14 protein-coding genes are annotated in these 17,511 nt (G+C 61.9%); 4 read left to right on the top strand and 10 right to left on the bottom strand.

From position 1 onward, the window contains the following. Window positions 1-384: 384 nt before the first annotated feature. The 7 genes from N4J17_RS15530 to N4J17_RS15560 all read right to left on the bottom strand — a co-directional run bounded on the left by N4J17_RS15530 (window position 385) and on the right by N4J17_RS15560 (window position 7,461). Window positions 385-1,467, bottom strand: a complete 1,083-nt coding sequence (locus N4J17_RS15530) for a DUF6311 domain-containing protein (protein WP_198323664.1) — start codon at window positions 1,465-1,467, stop codon at window positions 385-387. Between the two features lie 53 nt (window positions 1,468-1,520). Continuing rightward, window positions 1,521-4,016, bottom strand: a complete 2,496-nt coding sequence (locus N4J17_RS15535; protein ID WP_198323663.1) for a CHASE2 domain-containing protein — start codon at window positions 4,014-4,016, stop codon at window positions 1,521-1,523. A 104-nt stretch (window positions 4,017-4,120) separates the two neighbouring features. After that, window positions 4,121-4,705, bottom strand: a complete 585-nt coding sequence (locus tag N4J17_RS15540) for an OmpA family protein (RefSeq protein ID WP_198323662.1) — start codon at window positions 4,703-4,705, stop codon at window positions 4,121-4,123. A 9-nt stretch (window positions 4,706-4,714) separates the two neighbouring features. Beyond that, entirely contained in the window at window positions 4,715-5,152 is a 438-nt protein-coding gene (locus tag N4J17_RS15545; protein WP_198323661.1) for a FecR family protein, read from the bottom strand. 76 nt (window positions 5,153-5,228) lie between these two features. Beyond that, window positions 5,229-6,512, bottom strand: a complete 1,284-nt coding sequence (locus N4J17_RS15550) for a diguanylate cyclase domain-containing protein (protein ID WP_198323660.1) — start codon at window positions 6,510-6,512, stop codon at window positions 5,229-5,231. Then, a complete protein-coding gene (locus N4J17_RS15555) occupies window positions 6,509-7,171 on the bottom strand; it encodes an Hpt domain-containing protein (protein WP_198323659.1) in 663 nt (220 codons plus the stop codon). Before N4J17_RS15555 ends, N4J17_RS15550 begins: the two co-directional genes overlap by 4 nt. A gap of 95 nt (window positions 7,172-7,266) precedes the next feature. Continuing rightward, window positions 7,267-7,461, bottom strand: coding sequence for a hypothetical protein (locus N4J17_RS15560; RefSeq protein ID WP_198323658.1), 195 nt, complete (start codon window positions 7,459-7,461; stop codon window positions 7,267-7,269). A 35-nt stretch (window positions 7,462-7,496) separates the two neighbouring features. On the opposite strand from N4J17_RS15560, the gene N4J17_RS15565 reads away from it, so the two are divergent. Continuing rightward, the gene (locus tag N4J17_RS15565) at window positions 7,497-8,039 is read left to right on the top strand and encodes a hypothetical protein (protein WP_198323657.1); all 543 of its coding nucleotides are present in this window, start codon (window positions 7,497-7,499) and stop codon (window positions 8,037-8,039) included. An 85-nt stretch (window positions 8,040-8,124) separates the two neighbouring features. Here the strand turns inward: N4J17_RS15565 and N4J17_RS15570 are convergent, their stop codons facing one another. The 3 genes from N4J17_RS15570 to gndA all read right to left on the bottom strand — a co-directional run bounded on the left by N4J17_RS15570 (window position 8,125) and on the right by gndA (window position 11,322). Continuing rightward, a complete protein-coding gene (locus tag N4J17_RS15570) occupies window positions 8,125-8,517 on the bottom strand; it encodes an META domain-containing protein (RefSeq protein ID WP_232470612.1) in 393 nt (130 codons plus the stop codon). A 150-nt stretch (window positions 8,518-8,667) separates the two neighbouring features. After that, entirely contained in the window at window positions 8,668-9,699 is a 1,032-nt protein-coding gene (gene moaA, locus N4J17_RS15575; RefSeq protein WP_198323655.1) for a GTP 3',8-cyclase MoaA, read from the bottom strand. 105 nt (window positions 9,700-9,804) lie between these two features. Further along, the gene (gene gndA / locus N4J17_RS15580; RefSeq protein ID WP_198323680.1) at window positions 9,805-11,322 is read right to left on the bottom strand and encodes an NADP-dependent phosphogluconate dehydrogenase; all 1,518 of its coding nucleotides are present in this window, start codon (window positions 11,320-11,322) and stop codon (window positions 9,805-9,807) included. Window positions 11,323-11,478: 156 nt separating this feature from the next. Between gndA and N4J17_RS15585 the strand changes: the two genes are divergently transcribed. The 3 genes from N4J17_RS15585 (at window position 11,479) to odhB (ending at window position 17,486) form a co-directional block, all read left to right on the top strand. Next, window positions 11,479-13,437: a trypsin-like peptidase domain-containing protein gene (locus N4J17_RS15585; protein ID WP_277458481.1), complete on the top strand. Its 1,959-nt coding sequence runs from the start codon at window positions 11,479-11,481 to the stop codon at window positions 13,435-13,437. A gap of 124 nt (window positions 13,438-13,561) precedes the next feature. Next, window positions 13,562-16,375, top strand: a complete 2,814-nt coding sequence (locus tag N4J17_RS15590; protein WP_198323653.1) for a 2-oxoglutarate dehydrogenase E1 component — start codon at window positions 13,562-13,564, stop codon at window positions 16,373-16,375. Beyond that, on the top strand, window positions 16,341-17,486 hold the full coding sequence (gene odhB, locus N4J17_RS15595) for a 2-oxoglutarate dehydrogenase complex dihydrolipoyllysine-residue succinyltransferase (RefSeq protein WP_198323652.1): 1,146 nt from the start codon (window positions 16,341-16,343) through the stop codon (window positions 17,484-17,486). The genes N4J17_RS15590 and odhB overlap by 35 nt, the downstream gene beginning before the upstream one ends. The last annotated feature ends 25 nt before the right edge of the window (window positions 17,487-17,511 follow it).

The raw sequence follows: 17,511 nt of genomic DNA on the forward strand, positions 1-17,511 counted from the left end.
GATCGATTTTGGCATTATCGACTCTGCCAAAGTAGCCTGCATTTACCGTCATTCCGTTCTTGGCTGCGAAATGCACCAAAGGCACCAATTGGCTGGTTCGTTTTTCGGCGGAACTAACACAATGTGTTTATATCTGGCAGCGATTTCTGTCCACACCGGCGAAGTCAAGGGGGACGACCATCTATATCGGCTGGTAAACATCTCGCGCTGCCGGGCCAATGCATGAGACAAATCCACCACCTGGACGAGAAGCATCAGCACACATAATACTCTGGCCGTTTTTATGGGCAGCTTTTTAACGACAACATAAAAAGCGGCCGTGTACATGATGTAAAAAAATGGCCAGAACATTCTTCCCGCCGCTCTGAAAATACGTGCAAAAGGTTATACCGGCACCGGAATACCATAGGCAACGATTTCGTTGTCTCCAATTGCGATATGGTTCGAAATCGCGAACAGATACAGACATAGCGACAACAGGACGAGCGGCGTGAGTCGCCTGGCGTTCCATTCAAGGCCACGGGACTTCAAGGTTTCATACAAACCCACGGACATGAGACCCAACATGCCCAGGCCGAGATAGCTGAATCCACCATAATCTCCTGGCCCTTGCCTCTGATCACGCAGCAATATCGACCAGTCCGAGTCGGGATCAATCGGAGCCAGAAGATTCATCCGATAATATCCGAAGCCCCCGATATCGACACCGGCACCTACCATGAAATATCCGACGCCCCACATCACCAACACGGTGAGAGCGGTTCCAGTAGCGAACACGGTGATAGTGCGCGCCGTGCTCGTCTGTCCTAGCCAACGGCGCTGCAGCAGATCGGCTACAAATAGCCCTGCAACCATGAAGAGCAGATAAGCGTGGATGAGCGCGGTCACCGCCAACAGCAAATACCATGACGGACCGCTGAACGAACGCCTGACATAAAGGTACAGTCCGGCTAACAACACCCATTGAGCGAACAGGGCATAATGAGCGGTCAACCGCCAAAGTGCGGGCGGAGCCAGCGCAAAAAATACACAGCCCGTCAGCGCCAGGATTCTGTCATTGCCAATAGCGAATAGAATCTTCCAGGCGAATACAGCCTGCAGGCAAAATGACGTCAGTATCCAAAATCCGGAATATTGAAAAGGCTCGGGCAGAATTCCTTCGAACGGCTTCAGCAGCAGGGCTAACAAAGGTATCGAGTCGGTAAATACGATCGAGCTACTGATCTCGCTGCCGTAAGTAGGATTGGCGCCAAGCGGGAACTGCAAGACCGGCGAGTGCCTAAAGAACTCCCAGCCGAGGTAGTGCATGGCGCGATCGACCATGATGGGATCCTGCCCTATCAGCCAATCGACGTAGCCGGGATGTAGAACCCGTCCCCCAGTCAATGCAAAGAAGACCACCAGCCCTACGAAGGACGCAGACACCGGATTTATTGCCTCCCGGTGCCAAGCCGCATGGTCAATCATCTCTGCCTCCCAAAGAAAATTCCCGGCTCTCCCAATATCGTCCGGCTTCCGTCTCATTTTGCGGGCAACCGGCTTTCCAGCATTCGGCTGAGTAATTCGATGTCTACCGGCTTGGCCAGAAAATCGTCCATCCCGGCGGTAACATATTTGTCCCTGTCGCCGGCGGCTGAGCTGGCCGTAAGCGCAATGACCGGTATTCCGGGATCGAAGGCACCGGACTTCTCCGCCCGTATCAGCCGGGTGGCTTGGTAACCGTCCATTTCGGGCATCAGGCAGTCCATGAGCACCAGATCGTACCGCTGTTCGCCCAGGGCCCGAAGACAAGCCTCCCCGTCGCCCACCGCATCGGCGGAGTATCCTAGTTTCTTCAAAATGGCGAGCAGTAGTTTGCGGTTGATTGGACTGTCGTCAGCCACGAGGATCCTGTAAGGATCTCTCGGTACGGGAGCAATTCCTCCCGCGGCCGGCTCGGCGGCGGATCCAACTGCGCCGGGCGGTTGTTCGCCCTGACCGGTTGGAGCGGCGGCCACGGCCAACCCTCTCGGAGCCTGGCCATTTTGCCGATTCTCGTCCGTCCTGCCGAAAACCGCGGTGAACCAGAAGCGCGCCCCCTGCCCCTCCTCACTGTCGACGCCACATTCCCCTCCCATGAGCCCCGCCAGTTTCTTGCTGATGGTGAGTCCCAGACCCGTTCCGCCATATTTCCGCGTGGTCGAGCCATCCGCCTGTTCGAACGGTGAGAATATTCGGTCCCGACAGTCCGCCGGAACCCCGATCCCGGTATCCGAAACGGTGAAGCGTAGCGTCACGGCCTCCGGCATCTCCTGGTCCAGCGACACCTCAAGCGCTACTCCACCGCGCAAGGTAAACTTGACCGCATTTCCGAGCAAATTGGCGAGGACTTGGCGCAATGCGCCCGGATCACCATGCAGCCGGCGCGGCACACTGGGTTCCACTTCCCAGTGAAGAGCGAGGTTTCGGCTCAACGCCTGCGCCCGGAACAACCCAATCGCCGCAGCGATGACGTCCCGCAGTTCGAATTCGGTCGATTCGAGTTCCAGTTTTCCCGCTTCGATCTTGGACAGGTCGAGTAGATCATCGAGCATCGCCAGCAAGGTCCGGCCACTGCCGCGGATGATCTCCGCATATTCTCTCTGCGCGGCGTCCAGCCCGCCGCGTAGTAGCAGCTCCGCGGCGCTCAACATGCCATGCAAGGGCGTACGGATCTCGTGGCTCATGCGGGCCAGGAATTCGCTTTTGGCCCGGGATGCCGCCTCCGCCGCCTCCCGGGCGCGGCGCGAAATGGCTGCGATCCGCTCCTGCCGGCGGTACGACAGGAAGGACAGCACACCCGCCTCCACGACGACCGCCGCAACGGGCGAGAGGAAATCGAGCACCACACCAGCCCCGGCGAACGTTCCCACACCGAGCCCAACGAGCACCGAGACGAGCCCAACGACCCCGGACGTCGCCTGCAACGCTGGCAGACGGGCGAACATCAACGCAGTCGCCAGGCCCCAGACCAGCGTCACACCCGCGACGAAAACCTCCTGCCACGACGGCTCGCGGTAGTAAATCCGTTCCAGGACATCGTCGATGAGGACGGCGTGCACCTCGGCACCGGACAAATCCGGCGCGACGGCAGTACGGTGGCGATCGCCCAGCCCCACGGCGGACGAGCCTACCAACACGATCCGTCCGGCCAAGTCTAGCGGAGAGTACTCTTCCCGCAGAATGTCGAGGGCGGAGAGGCGCTGCTGGGCGTGACCTGCAACCCGAAAGCGCAATAGCGCCGTGCCCTGCCGATCTACCGGAACGGCCAGGGCGCCGAGATTCAGCACCGGCCCGAAGGCATCGTTCCCCACTTCGACGGCATCGGCACCGGCAACGCGCATCAGCACAGCCAGCGACAGGCTCGGGTACCACTGCCCTTCGTAGGCGTACAACAGGGGCTGGCGCCGCAGGCTGCCATCGGGATCGGTGATGGTATTGATGAATCCGTGCCCGGCAAGCCCGCTATGCACCGGGAAGGTATTGCAAAGCACACTCCTCCCTTCGGGCGGGACGATGGCGGAACGGGCGCCGCCGATCGACAGTGGAGCCAGCGGACAAGGTGGACCGACGTCGCGCAGATCGGGAGGAAAGTAGATCGAGCCAATGGTCTGGCTGGCGGCGAGGACGGCGCCAAGGTAGCCGTCGTTGTCCTCCATCCCTGGCGGCACGCCGCTGAAACCCAGTTCGAGCCCGAACTCGCGCCGGAAACTCTCCCGCAACGTGGAAAGTGAGGTACGGTCCGGTTCCGGGAACAGGATGTCTAGGCCGATGGCCCGCGGCCTGGCCGAAGCGATCGCTTTGATCAAGGCCGCCACGCGATAACGAGGCCACGGCCATTGCCCCGTTGCCGAGAGCGTATTGTCGTCGATGTCTACGATCACGACTCGGGACTCTGCCCGCGCAGCCAGGCGCATACGCAGCAGACGATCGAAAATCGCGCCGTCCAACCCGCTCCACGGTGCCCAGCCGGCCAGCTGCAGCAGTAGTACCGCCACGGTCAGCAAACATCCGGCAGTCAGTACGGTGCGGGATGAAGTGTCGCCGGCCCGCGCAGACCCAGGCCCGGCGACGGCTCCCATGGATTGCCGCCCCGTCCGTCTCAGCGCAGAAAGACCTCGACGCGTCGGTTTCTGGGTTCTTCCACCCCCGACGCCGCCGGAAACAACGGCGCACGGAAACCGTAGCTCTCCAGTCGCAAGACCTTGGGATCGACGCCCTCAAGCAGCAGCAACGCACGAATGGCCTCCGCTCGTGCCGCCGACAGCCGCTCGTTGTGGTCGAAGTTACCGACCTGATCGCTGTGGCCGATCAGAGTCACTTCAGGGAGGGGGCGCGCCTTGATCACCCGCGCGATTTCCGGGATTTCCGCTTTTGAATCAGGCTTGGGTTCGGCCGAATCCTTGCTGAAATACAACAAATAGCTCAGCGGCTTGGCCGGGGCGGCCGCCAGCGCGGCACCGAATAGCGCCTGCACCTTCGCGTCGTCCATGCGTCTGGGTTCGGAGACCTCATCGGTCACATCCACATAGGCCGATGGTTCGGCGATCGTGCGGCTGACACCGCCGCCGCTGACTTCCACCTGGCCCAGTTTGCCGTCATCGTCGGGAACGAGGACCACGGTGGTCGTCGGCGCGCACGCCGCCAGCAGCGGGCCGAACAGCGAGATCAAACCGATATGCTTCATCGTGCTCTCCTACTCCGCCCTGACCAGAAACTTGGTGCCGCGAATCCCGATACTGGCCTGCGGTGTGTTGACCTTCACCGCCTCCGGCGCAAGCTTTGCGAACTTGCCGGTGGAAAAAGCCGCCGAACCCTTGCGCAGATAGACATCGAACGCATAGTCCTGCTCGATGGGGACGAACCGGTATCGGTCGATCTTGAGCTCGGAACCGGGCCCTATGCTCATCCGTGTGCCATCCTGGAAACTGATGCCCGCCGAACTCGCGTCCCCAGTCCTGAGCACATCGCCGGTGAATAACGGCGCCCCCGCCGTGAGCATGATGACCTGATCGTTGCGCGAAACCTCGACCTTGCCGCTGGTGGTTTTCAGGCTTGCCACGGGATCGCCGGCCATGGCCGCGGCCGAAGCGAGTGCGGTTGCCAGCACTGCTGTGGAAAGAACGTGTCGCATGGCGCAATCCCTCTGGTTTCAAAAGGAAAACGGGCATTTTCGGCGGCCGCCCTCCACACAGCAAGCGTAAGCTCCGTCAATACACCGCACCGTCACGCCCTGCATCGAAAATCCTGTAGCAATGGCTACCCGATGCCTTGGCACGGTACATCGCCCGGTCCGCCCGTCGCAGCAGCAATTCCGGCTCCGATCCATCGGCCGGACAGAACGCCACGCCTATGCTGGCAGTGACGGTGATATTGTCCTGAAAGAGGGATACCGGCTCGGCAATGGCCTCCAGAATTCTGGTAAACACGGTTTCGATGTCGGTCGCAGCTTCCATGTCCGGCAGAATCAGCACGAATTCATCGCCGCCCAGGCGCCCGACGGTATCGCTCATGCGCAATACGCCACTGAGCCGCTCGGCGAGCCGGACCAGGACGGCATCGCCCGCGTGATGGCCCAGCCTGTCGTTCACCGGCTTGAAACCATCCAGATCCAGCACCGCAACCGCGAGGAGCGTCCGATGCCGTAGGCTCTGCGCGATGGCTTGCTGCAGACGGTCCATCAGCAACCGACGGTTGGGCAGGCCGGTCAGTGCGTCGTGATAGGCGAGGCGTTCGAGCTGCCGGGACTGATCCAGCAGAAACCGGATGTCGGAATGATGAGCGACGAAGTGGCTGATTCCGCCTCCACCATCGTCGACGCGCGAAAGATTCAGCAACTGGGGATGACTCTCCCCGTTTTTCATGCGGCTCCAGACTTCGCCTACCCAGTGGCCGTTATGCCGCACCGTTTCCCACATATGGTCGAAGAAAGAATCATCGTGCCGATCGGACTGCAGCATGGTCATGCTCAGCCCCAATAGGTCCTCCGGCCGATAACCGGTCATGCCGCAGAAAGCCTCGTTCACCTTGATGATGGTCCGGTCGGCATCAGCCACCAGTATGCCTTCCATCGTATTGTGAAACACGCTGGCCGCCAGCCGCAGTTCACTGAGTGCCCGGTGAAGCTCGATCTGGTTGCGGATGCGGGTGCGCAGGACGGGGATGTTGATCGGCTTGCTGATGTAGTCGGCGGCGCCGGCCTCGAAGCCATGGATCTCGTTCTCGTCACCACCGGCCGAAGTAATGAAAATGATGGGGATATCTCGGGTGACCCGATCGGCCTTGAGCCGTCTGCATACCTGATAGCCGTCCATCGCCGGCATGACCACGTCGAGCAGGACGAGGTCGGGCGGAAGGCGCCGGACCAGTTGCAGGGCTTCATCGCCCGAAGTGGCGAAACGGACTTCGTAATCCTCACCCAATGCCCCCCCCAGCAGCCGGATGTTGGTCGGCGAATCATCGACGATGAGCAGCGCCGGCCGGCATCGGCTCATGACTCAGCGTTCCACCGCCAGCCATGACAGGCCGCTTGCGCACGTAAGCTCTGCAAGGCTTCCTCGAATCGGAGCCGGACCATCAGGGCGCGCAGGCCGGTAAGGAAAGCGCGGTGTTCGGGTCCGGCAAGCAGCGTGTCCAGCCGGTCCAGCGTGTCGTTGGCACGGAGACTGCGGGCGGACAATTCATCTTCCAGCGCCGCGAGAACGGCGGCGAGAGCGGGCCGGTCGGCAGCGGCGATCCGCTCTTCTCTCGCTGCAGCGGCCTGAGACGGGAGGCTGATCTGGAGTTCCTGGACGGCCCGGGCCACCGCATCCGCCAATACTTCGGTCGAGGCCGCGATCTCCCGCGCGAAACATGCACGGAGAGCGGTATCCAACTGGCTGGCCGCGGTCTGGACTGCAGTGATGCCGAGGTTGCCGGCCTCGCCCTTCAGGGTATGAGCCAGGATGCGCAGGGCTTCGGCTTCGGCGCCGGGATCGCGGCAAAGCCGTCGCAGGCGTTCCGGCGTGTCCTGATGGACGTCGGCGAAAGCGCGCAGGCCGTCCAAATACAGGTCCCGATCCTGCCCAAGACGCATCAGGGCTGCAGCCATCTCGATTCCCGGCAACTGGTGACATTCGGAAAGACGGGATTCAAGGGTGATACTGTCGTTCATGCCCCATCCGGGCTCCAGACGACAGACGGCAAAGCCCTTTCAGGTCCGGGAATACCGAGCCAAGAGAGAAAAAACATTGATCAGTCCCATAGGCTTTACAAGATGCAACCCAACGCCATCACATGGATGGCTAGAACGTAATCCGAAAAGCCGTTGAATTCAAGCATGCGGATCGGGTCGGACACAAACCCGTTTAATGTGAAAATCACCGCGACCTTGCTCATTTTCCCGTAACGGACCAGCCAGCCTCGTCCGGGCGCTGGGGCCGTTCGGCGGGTCAGCGGGCCCATGCTAAACTGCGACGCAAAGCGTTTCCGGGGCGACCATGAGCGTAGCGTTACGACTGTACGAACAACTGACCGAGGCGGGCGAGGACAAGACGCGCGCCAAACTGATCGCGGAAGCCTTCGAGCATCTGGAGGACCGCTATCCCCAGTTGAAGGACGTGGCGACCGCCGGCCAGGTGCGCGAGACCGAATTGCGGCTGCAGAAGGAGATCAAGGAAGTCGAAGGGAAACTGCAGAAGGAGATCAAGGAAGTCGAAGCGAGACTGCAGAAGGAGATCAAGGAAGTCGAAGCGAGACTGCAGAAGGAAATCAAGGAAGTCGAAGCCGGATTGCGGACGGAGATCGAGTCGATCCGGCTGGATATGAAAGAAATCGACGCCAGGCTGCAAAAGCAGATCAAGGAAATCGAGGCGACGCTCCGGCTGGAGATCGAAAAGACCCGGCTGGAAATCCGGGAGGTCGAAGTACGATTGACCCAGGCCATCCATCGCCAGACCCTCTGGGTGGTCGGTTCCGTCGGTGCGGTGGTGGGAATGATCCGGCTGCTGGAATGGTTCCTCGCCCATCTGCCCAACCCGTAGGGCTGGGCCTTACGGACCTTGGCGGTCGGGCAGATCGTACCGGACCCTCGGCATCGATCACAGAAGCTTTGTCGGGAGCATGGGCCTAATCCTTTGCCCGGGAAAAACTCAAACCTCCGCCGTTGCGCCCCAGATCGAGGAACAGGCGGCCAGCTGTCTGATGGTAGTGCGACGCCGCTTCCAGCGCCTGGACGAAGTGCTCGGCGACCGGCCCCGGCCGGCAGCGTCCCGCATCGGCCCGGGTGACGGCGATCACGATCCGGTCGCCATGGGTTTCATAGATCCCCTCGCCTTTGAGGCATTCGGCCGAAAACCTGAGCCAGCCGTTACCAAGCAGTTGCAAGGTGTATTTTTCCGGCTTGGACACCAGATGCAATTTGCCATGCTGATCCCAGGATTCCCACCGCCACAGGGGAACCCCCGGTACCGGAGCAAACTCGCTGCGCTCGGGGGGAGGAGGCTCCAGCCGTTTCTTCACGGCCGGCTTGGCCGGTGCCGGCTGAGGCGCGGATACGGCCGGCGGTTTGCCAGCACAGCCCGCAAAGCATGCCAAAATCAATGAAACGACTGGCCACCGCCCGAACCGATCCGCCAGACGACGGAAACCCCGCCCCGTCATCGTTTCTTTTCAACCACCCGTGACGTTCATGTGACGCAGGATCACCGGCCGGCCGGCCAGATTGAAGTCATGACGTTCCGGCTTCCGGCCGAGGGCCTCCCTGATCGCCCGTTTCAGGGGCTCTGTATCGCCAGGATGAGCCCGCACGACCCGTTTGAGGTCCGCAGAATGCTCGTTACCCAGACACAGCAGCAGCCGCCCTTCGGCGGTGAGTCTCACCCGGTTGCAACTGCCGCAGAAATTGTGCGAGTGGGGAGAGATGAACCCGACCCGGGTATCGGTGCCGGCGATCCGGAAATAGCGCGACGGCCCGCCGGTGGTTTCGGGAGTCGGCAGCAGGCTGAAGTGCATCTCCAGATCGTTTCGGATGGCGTCGCTCGAATAGTAGCCTTCGAGGCGGTCGCGGCCGTCGACCCATCCCAGTGGCATCTCCTCGATGAAGCAGATGTCGATGCCTTTGTCCACGGCAAAACCGACCAGATCGGCCACCTCGTCGTGATTGCGGTCCTTCAGGATCACGGCATTGAGCTTGATCCGCTCGAAGCCGGCCGCCACTGCAGCGTCGATGCCCCGCAGGACCATGGCCAGATCACCCACCCGCGTCAGCGCCCGGAACCGCTCGGGTCGAAGTGAATCCAGGCTGATGTTGATGCGGCGCACCCCGCAGTCCTTGAGCTCGGCGACGGACTGCGCCAGCCGCATGCCGTTGGTGGTCAACACCAGTTCACGCAGACCGTCGAGCCGACCGAGCCGCCGCAGCAAATCCAGGGCCCCCTTGCGTACCAGCGGCTCACCACCGGTGATGCGGATCTTGTCAACCCCCAGGTCTACGAATGTAGCGGCGATGGCATGGATTTCCTCCAACGTCAAAATCTGCGCACGGGGGAGGAAGTCCATGTCCTCGCTCATGCAGTACACGCAGCGCAAATCGCAGCGGTCGGTGATGGAGATGCGCAGATAGTTGACACGGCGGCCGAAACGGTCGATCAGACCGGGGGCGGGCGCAGATGTGCTGGCCATGGGGACGGGCGATACTGTCATGTCGCGTATTTTCCCATCGTTGGCCGCGCCTTGAAAGCCGCTGTGACGACCGGTATCCCCACGGGGAGGATTCGCATTCCCGTAGGCCCTCGCGCGATGGCCGCTTCAGGTGCCGGTCTCTGTTTCGGGCCGGTCCGGCGCGGGCCAATCCAGATGGAAGAACCGGCCACGTGGTCGGTCGGTACGTTCATAGGTGTGAGCGCCGAAATAGTCGCGCTGAGCCTGCAGCAGATTGGCGGGCAGCCTGGCGCTGCGGTAGCCGTCGAAATAAGCCAGGGCCGAGCTTAAGGCGGGGACCGGCAGCCCATTGCGAACGGCGAGCATGACGATTTCCCGCCAGTGGTCCTGGCCGCGATGGAGGGCATCGCGGAAATAGGGATCAAGCATCAGGTTCGACAACGCGGCATCCCGAGTATAAGCGTCAGTGATCTTTTGCAGGAAACGGGCTCGGATGATGCATCCGCCCCGCCAGATGCGGGCGATAGTGGCGAAGTCCAGTTGCCAGCCGTAGGTCTTCTGGGCTGAGGCCATGAGTTGGAATCCCTGGGCATAGGCGCAGATTTTGGCGCAGTACAGGGCATTCCGGACCGCATCGACCAAATGTGTGGCATTGGCCTCCCGCTGGACCTCCGGCCCCTGCAGAATCGCGCTTGCGGCCACCCGCTCCTCTTTCATGGCCGAAAGCGCCCGGGCGAACACCGCCTCGGCGATGGCGTTGGCCGGTACGCCCTGCTCCAGTGCGCTGGCCGCAGTCCATTGTCCGGTGCCTTTCTGCCCAGCCGCATCCAAGACCTTGTCGACCAGGAAACCGTCGCCGGAAGGGTCCTTCTGCTGCAGGATGTCACTGGTGATCTCAATCAGATAGCTCGAAAGCTCGCCCTCATTCCAGTCCCGGAAAACGGATGCGATGGCGCCGGCTTCCAGACCACCCAAGTGTTTCAGCAGCCAGTAGCTTTCCGAAATAAGCTGCATGTCGATGTATTCGATGCCGTTGTGCACCATCTTCACATAGTGCCCGGCGCCATTCGGGCCGATCAGGGCTGTGCAAGGCTCGCCACCGGTCACGGGGCGCCCAGGGGCGGCCCCCTCCAGCGGCCGGCCGGTGGCCGGATCGACCTTGGCAGCAATCGCTTGCCAGACCGGCTCCAGCAAACGCCAGCTTTCCGCGCTGCCGCCAGGCATCAAGGAGGGCCCGAAGCGGGCACCGATTTCTCCGCCGGAGACGCCGGAACCGATGAAGCGGAACCCAGCGGCATCCAGTTCCCGCTCCCGCCGGATCGTGTCCAGCCAATGGGCGTTGCCGCCATCAACGATCAGGTCGCCTCGGTCCAGCAGCGGCAGCAGCTGTCCGATCACAGCATCGGTCCCGGCGCCGGCTTTCACCAGGAGAATGATGCGTCGCGGCCTTGCGATGGCCTGAACGAATTCCGCCAATTCTGCGCTGGGAAGAATGCGTCCTCGTGATGGCTCCGCGCGTTCGCAGTGGGCCATGAATTCCCGGGTACGCTCGTAGTTGCGGTTGTAAACCGCGATCGTATAGCCATGATCGGCGATGTTGAGGGCCATATTCTGGCCCATCACGGCCAAGCCGATGAGTCCGACGTCGGCATTCCCATTCTTCATCATGACGAGCTCCGATAGCCAAGGTTCGAAAATCACCTTAGAACGCTTTGTGCGTCGAGTAAAGGCGGGAACCTCCCGAGTTTTCGCGCTGTCTGAAAAAACCGTGGGCACATGCACTACTATACAGCTGTGACTTTCTCAACAAAGACTCTGCTGATGAATCTGCGTTCGCTATCCCTGGCCGTTGCCATCGCTAGCTCTTGCCCCGCGTTCGCGGACCGGGCCGAACCGGCGCAGTATCGGCCGGTCGCGCCGCTGAGCGCGGCAAGCGTCCCCCAAAGCGGTTTTCTCGGCAGTGGCAGCCGGCCTTTCGAACTGGAGATCCCCGTGGTAGTGGCGGACCTCACTCCTGAAAACCCCGGCGAGTTCAAGACCGGCACGGTGTATGACCTGCCCATCCCCGCCACGCCGTCGCTGTTGTACTGGGAATCGGTCGCGGGCGGTTACACCGCCCGTATCCGGGTATCGACGGCAAATGCGGTGCGGCTCCGGCTGCACTTGGTTTTCGGCAGTGTCCCGCCGTCCTTCGAACTGCGCCTTCAGGGCAGCGAGGACATGATCCTACCGGCGCCGATCGGCCATGCGGCGATTCATGACAACGAGATTTGGTTGCCCGTCACCGAGGGAAGCGGTACCGATCTCGAGATTTTCGTCGACGATACCGCAACGCCGGAAGCGCTCGACTGGAGGCTCGACAAAATCAACCTCATCCTCGTACGCGCCGGCAACATGGCCACCCCAGGATTCAGCGCACAGAGCTTAGGGTATGCCCAATACAAGCAATACGATCTCGCCTGCTGGTCGAACGATCCGGCGTATCCCGCGCTTCAGATCGCAGCGGCCGCCACCGCCAAGATCAATTTCCTGAAAAAGGGCGCTTCTTATCTGTGCAGCGGCACCCTCCTGAATGACAAGGGCGATACCCAAACGCCCTGGTTCGCCACGGCCAACCACTGCCTGCCGGATCAGACCGTCGCCGATACGGCCTCCTTCGAATGGTTCTGGCAGGCGACCGGCTGCAACGTCTCCGACACGGATTCACGCTACAGCCAAACCTTCGGCGGCGCGCAACTCCTGTGGACCGAATTCTATCGGGAAACTTCGTTTCTCAGACTTCGGAATCCCCCGCCGGCCAATGTCTATTTTTCCAGCTGGGACACGGCCATCAGGGTCGGCGAGGCCATATGGGGCGTGCATCATCCACGCGGCGACCACACCATGGTCAGCAAGGGGAAGGTCACAGCGCTGCAGATCACGTTCACCGACAGCGGCCAGGGAGGCAGCCACATACTGGATGAAGTGCAATACATCTACGGCGGTACCGAAGGCGGCAGCAGCGGCTCCGGTCTGTTTGCAGTCTCCGGCGACAGTGCGTACTGGAAAGGCTCGCTGTTCGGCGGTTCGGCGGAAGACTACCAGAACAGTGTCTACAGCCATTTCGCCGGATATTACGAGCAGATCAAACCCTGGCTCACGTCCTGCACGCTACCCTGGGGAGGCAGCATTCCGGGCGGCCAGAGCGTCACCGCCTACCAGAAACCCACCGCCAGCCGATGCGCTGCCGCGGCTGAAGTCCGAACCTGCACCGACGGCCATCTCAGCGGAAGCTACACCTATGAAACCTGCGCCTACGTGGCAGGGGCGTCCTGCCCCCTACCCTGGGGCGGCAGCCTGGAAGACGGCCAGAGCGTCACCGCCTATCAGATCGACAGCGCCGTAACCTGCCCGTCGGTCGCGGAGGTCCGCAGATGTTCGGACGGCACCCTCAGCGGCAGCTATGAACATCAGAGCTGCACGAGCTCCGTCGATCCGGCCTCCATGACCGTCCTCCATCCCGTTGGCGGCGAAACCTTTACCGCCGGAGAAGTCGTGCCGATCCAGTGGCAACTGACCGGCTACGGCGCCAGGGCGAAGGTGACCATCGCCCTGTCCCAGAATGGCGGGAGGAAATGGAAGATCTTGAAATCCGGCACCAAGAATACCGGGAGCTGGAACTGGAAAGTCAAGAAGGGCCAGGTGACGTCCCAGGCGCTCATCAGGGTCTGTCTGCCCAGGACCCGGAAGACCCCGGCCGTTTGCGATGTCAGCGATGCCGTCTTTGCAGTCCAGAAGTGATGCCGGCCCGTCGCAAACCGATTTCCCACAATGTATCAGGTCTTGAAAGACCACCGCTTTGGCCCCCACAATTCCATCAGTATCCCCTCCGACCCGGCCGTGTCTTTGGCAAGGAACGCGTGAGATGAGCACTCAATCCGGACTATTTCCAAACAGCACCGCATTTTCCGAAGACAACGCCGGTTTCGTCGAAGCACTGTATGAACAGTACCTGCGCGATCCGGAAGCCGTGGCGCCGGACTGGCGCGAGAAATTCCGCGCCTTTCGCGAAAGCAGGGCGGCCGAACCGGTCACTCCGCTCCCAAGCGGCGATGTCGACCGCGCCGTGCGCAAACAGGCAGCGGTGGACCGACTGATCAACCAGTATCGCACGCACGGCCATCTGTCGGCGGACAACAATCCGCTCAAGCCGGCTTTGCCTTCGCGCGAGCTGGACCCGGCCCGCTATGGCCTCGACGCCAGCGACATGGACACCGCGTTCTACGTGGACGTTCTGCAGAGCGACGAGAAGCTGCCGCTCAGAGACATTCTGGACACCCTGCAGGCAACCTACTGCCGGCACGTCGGCGTCGAGTACATGCACATCATGGACTCCGAGATCCGGGATTGGCTCCGGCGGAAACTGGAAGGATCGCGCGCCCAAGACCGTTTCGACCGGGAACAGAAGCGGGAGATACTGCGCCTCCTCACCGCGGCCGAGGGCATTGAGAAATACCTGCACCGGAAATACGTGGGGCAGAAGCGGTTCTCGCTGGAAGGCGCCGAAAGCCTGATCCCCCTGCTCGACGAACTGATCCAACGCTGCGGCGCCAGGGGCACACGGGAAGTCGTGCTCGGCATGGCGCACCGTGGCCGCCTCAACGTCCTGATCAACATCCTCGGCAAGAAACCCGAACTGCTGTTTCGCGAATTCGAAGGTACCGTGAGCCAGGAAGGAGAGTCAGGCGACGTCAAGTACCACCTGGGGTTCTCCTCGGATGTGGCGAGTCCGGGCGGCCCGGTCCATCTGACCCTGGCGTTCAATCCCTCGCACCTGGAAATCATCGACCCTGTGGTCGAAGGGTCGGTACGGGCGCGCCAGGACCGGCTCACGGGCGATGCCGAGGCCGCCGTGGTGCCGGTACTCATTCACGGCGATGCCGCCTTCGCCGGCCAGGGCGTGGTCATGGAAACCCTCAACATGGCCGAAACCCGCGCCTATACCACCGGCGGCACGATACACATCGTTATCAACAACCAGATCGGCTTCACCACCAGCAATCCCTTCGACGCCCGCTCCACCCTGTACTGCACCGACGTCGCCAACATGGTCCAGGCGCCGGTGTTCCACGTGAACGGCGACGATCCGGAGGCCGTGCTTTACGTCACCCGGCTGGCCGTCGACTACCGCATGAAATTCCGCCGCGATGTGGTGATCGACCTGCTTTGCTACCGCCGCCATGGCCACAATGAAGCGGACGAACCAGCGGTCACCCAGCCCTTGATGTACCGCTTCATCCGCCGACATCCGCCGGTCCGAGCCTTGTACGCTGAACGGCTCATAGCTGAAGGCGTCGTCGCCCCGAACGAGCCGGCGCGAATGGATCAGGATTACCAGGACGCTCTCGCCCGAGGCGAGCCCGTGTCCAGACCGCTGCTCGGCGACTCCGCCGGCTATGTCAAGACCCGATGGGACCACTACCGGGGTACCGACTGGACTGCAGCGGCTGAAACCGGCCTGCCGATGGCGGACCTCGTCGCCATAGCAGAACGGATGACGGCACTGCCCGCCGGCTTCGAAGCACACGCCCGGGTCGAAGCGATCCATGCCGCACGCCGGCGGATGGCGGCCGGCGAACTTCCCGCCGACTGGGGATTCGGCGAGATCCTCGCTTACGCCTCCCTGCTGTGGGAAGGCCGCAATGTCCGCCTGACGGGCCAGGACGTCGGACGCGGCACTTTTTTCCACCGCCATGCCATCATCCACGAACAGCGTACCGGAGAGGTCTACGCCCCGCTCCAACACCTGAAGGCCGGCCAGGGGAGATTCGACATCTACGATTCGCTGTTGTCCGAAGAGGGTGTACTGGGCTTCGAATACGGCTACAGCAGCTCGGAACCCGACACTCTGGTGATCTGGGAAGCCCAGTTCGGCGACTTCGCCAATACTGCCCAAGTCGTGATCGACCAGTTCATCTCCTCCGGAGAAACCAAGTGGGGCCGACTGAGCGGGCTGACCCTGCTGCTACCACATGGCTACGAAGGACAAGGTCCCGAACATTCCTCGGCCCGTCTGGAACGCTATCTCCAGCTCTGCGCCGGCGACAATATGCAGGTCTGTGTGCCGACCACCCCAGCTCAGATTTTCCACCTCCTGCGGCGCCAGCTGCTGCGTCCGTACCGCAGGCCGCTGATCGTGCTGACACCCAAGAGCCTGCTACGCCACAAGCTGGCCACCTCCAGCCTCTCCGAGTTCGCCCAAGGTAGCTTCCGCTGCGTGATCGACGAGACCGACCGCCATGAACCGGCCCGGATCACCCGCCTCGTGCTGTGCGCTGGCAAGGTCTATTACGACCTGCTGGAAACCCGGCGGCGGTACCAGCTGAACCATGTCGCCCTGGTCCGCATCGAGCAGCTTTATCCGTTCCCGCGAAAGGACTTTCTGGCCATGCTGGAACGCTATCCCAATCTGCAGGAACTGATCTGGTGCCAGGAGGAGCCGGAAAACCAAGGTGCCTGGCATCAAATCAAACACCGTTTCCCCGGCATTCTGGACCGTTCCTTCGACATCGGCTATGCCGGTCCGCCGATGTCCGCCGCGCCGGCGGTCGGCCATTTCCGCCAGCATATCGAACAGCAGAAAATGCTGGTGGAACGTGCCCTCGTTCTTCCTGTCTCTCCCACTGCGACGACGGAAATAGCCCATGCGCATCGAAATCAGTGTTCCTCCTCTGCCTGAGTCGGTCAGCGACGCCACACTGCTGGACTGGCACAAGAACGTCGGCGAGACGGTGGGCAAGGGCGAAAACCTGGTCGACCTCGAAACCGACAAAGTGGTGTTGGAAGTTCCGGCCCCGGAGGACGGGGTGGTGGTCGAACTGCGGGGCGGCAAGGGCGATGTCGTGGTCAGCGGCCAGCCGATCGCCGTGATCGACACGGCGGTTCGGCCCGCCACACCCGCCGCCGCCAGGGCGACGGACAAACCGGCAGCGGTGCTGAGCCCGGCGGTACGCCGCTTGGTTGCTGAACATGCCCTCGATCCGGCGCTGATTCCGGCCAGTGGACGTGACGGACGGCTGACCAAACAGGATGTGCTGGATTTCTTGGAAACCAAACCCGCTGCAGAGAAGGTACGCCTGCCGCCCGGCGGGCGAAGCGAACGCCGGGTACCCATGAGCCGACTGCGCGCCAGGATCGCCGAGCGCATGCTGGAAGCCCAGCACCGGACCGCCACCCTGACCACCTTCAACGAGGTCAGTCTGCAGAAGGTGTTCGACATCCGCAACGCACACAAGGCCCGCTTCGAGCAGCAGCATGGCATCAAACTCGGCTTCATGTCGTTCTTCGTCAAGGCTTCGGTGGAAGCGCTGCGCCGATTTCCCATCGTTAATGCTTCCCTTGAAGGCGAGGAAATCGTCTACCATGACTATTACGACATCGGCATCGCCGTTTCCACGGACCGCGGGCTGGTCGTGCCGATCCTGCGCGATGCCGACCAGGCCGGTTTCGCCGGGATCGAGAAAGCGATCGCCGAATTCGGCCAGAAAGCGCGCAGCGGCAAGCTGAGCCTGGACGAACTCAGCGGCGGAACCTTCACCATCACCAACGGCGGCATCTTCGGTTCCATGCTTTCGACGCCGATCCTCAACCCACCGCAGAGCGCTATCCTCGGCATGCACGCCATCAAGGAACGGCCGGTGGTGGAAGACGGCCAGATCGTGATCCGGCCCATGATCTATCTGGCACTGTCCTATGACCACCGTCTCATCGACGGCCGTGATGCGGTCTCCTTCCTTTTTACCGTCAAGGAACTGCTCGAAGATCCCATCCGCCTCTTGCTCGAAGTGTGAGCCCAGGAAGGATGCCAGCCCCGCC

The sequence above is a fragment of the Methylococcus capsulatus genome (genome assembly GCF_036864975.1).
Classification (GTDB): domain Bacteria; phylum Pseudomonadota; class Gammaproteobacteria; order Methylococcales; family Methylococcaceae; genus Methylococcus.

Excerpts from the sequence above, each read along its gene's own strand:
- N4J17_RS15530 (WP_198323664.1), bottom strand. The coding sequence starts at position 1,467 with ATGATTGACCATGCGGCTTGGCACCGGGAGGCAATAAATCCGGTGTCT.
- N4J17_RS15540 (WP_198323662.1), bottom strand. The coding sequence starts at position 4,705 with ATGAAGCATATCGGTTTGATCTCGCTGTTCGGCCCGCTGCTGGCGGCG.
- N4J17_RS15545 (WP_198323661.1), bottom strand. The coding sequence starts at position 5,152 with ATGCGACACGTTCTTTCCACAGCAGTGCTGGCAACCGCACTCGCTTCG.
- N4J17_RS15550 (WP_198323660.1), bottom strand. The coding sequence starts at position 6,512 with ATGAGCCGATGCCGGCCGGCGCTGCTCATCGTCGATGATTCGCCGACC.
- N4J17_RS15555 (WP_198323659.1), bottom strand. The coding sequence starts at position 7,171 with ATGAACGACAGTATCACCCTTGAATCCCGTCTTTCCGAATGTCACCAG.
- N4J17_RS15560 (WP_198323658.1), bottom strand. The coding sequence starts at position 7,461 with ATGGGCCCGCTGACCCGCCGAACGGCCCCAGCGCCCGGACGAGGCTGG.
- N4J17_RS15565 (WP_198323657.1), top strand. The coding sequence starts at position 7,497 with ATGAGCGTAGCGTTACGACTGTACGAACAACTGACCGAGGCGGGCGAG.
- moaA (WP_198323655.1), bottom strand. The coding sequence starts at position 9,699 with ATGACAGTATCGCCCGTCCCCATGGCCAGCACATCTGCGCCCGCCCCC.
- gndA (WP_198323680.1), bottom strand. The coding sequence starts at position 11,322 with ATGAAGAATGGGAATGCCGACGTCGGACTCATCGGCTTGGCCGTGATG.
- N4J17_RS15585 (WP_277458481.1), top strand. The coding sequence starts at position 11,479 with ATGAATCTGCGTTCGCTATCCCTGGCCGTTGCCATCGCTAGCTCTTGC.
- N4J17_RS15590 (WP_198323653.1), top strand. The coding sequence starts at position 13,562 with ATGAGCACTCAATCCGGACTATTTCCAAACAGCACCGCATTTTCCGAA.
- odhB (WP_198323652.1), top strand. The coding sequence starts at position 16,341 with ATGCGCATCGAAATCAGTGTTCCTCCTCTGCCTGAGTCGGTCAGCGAC.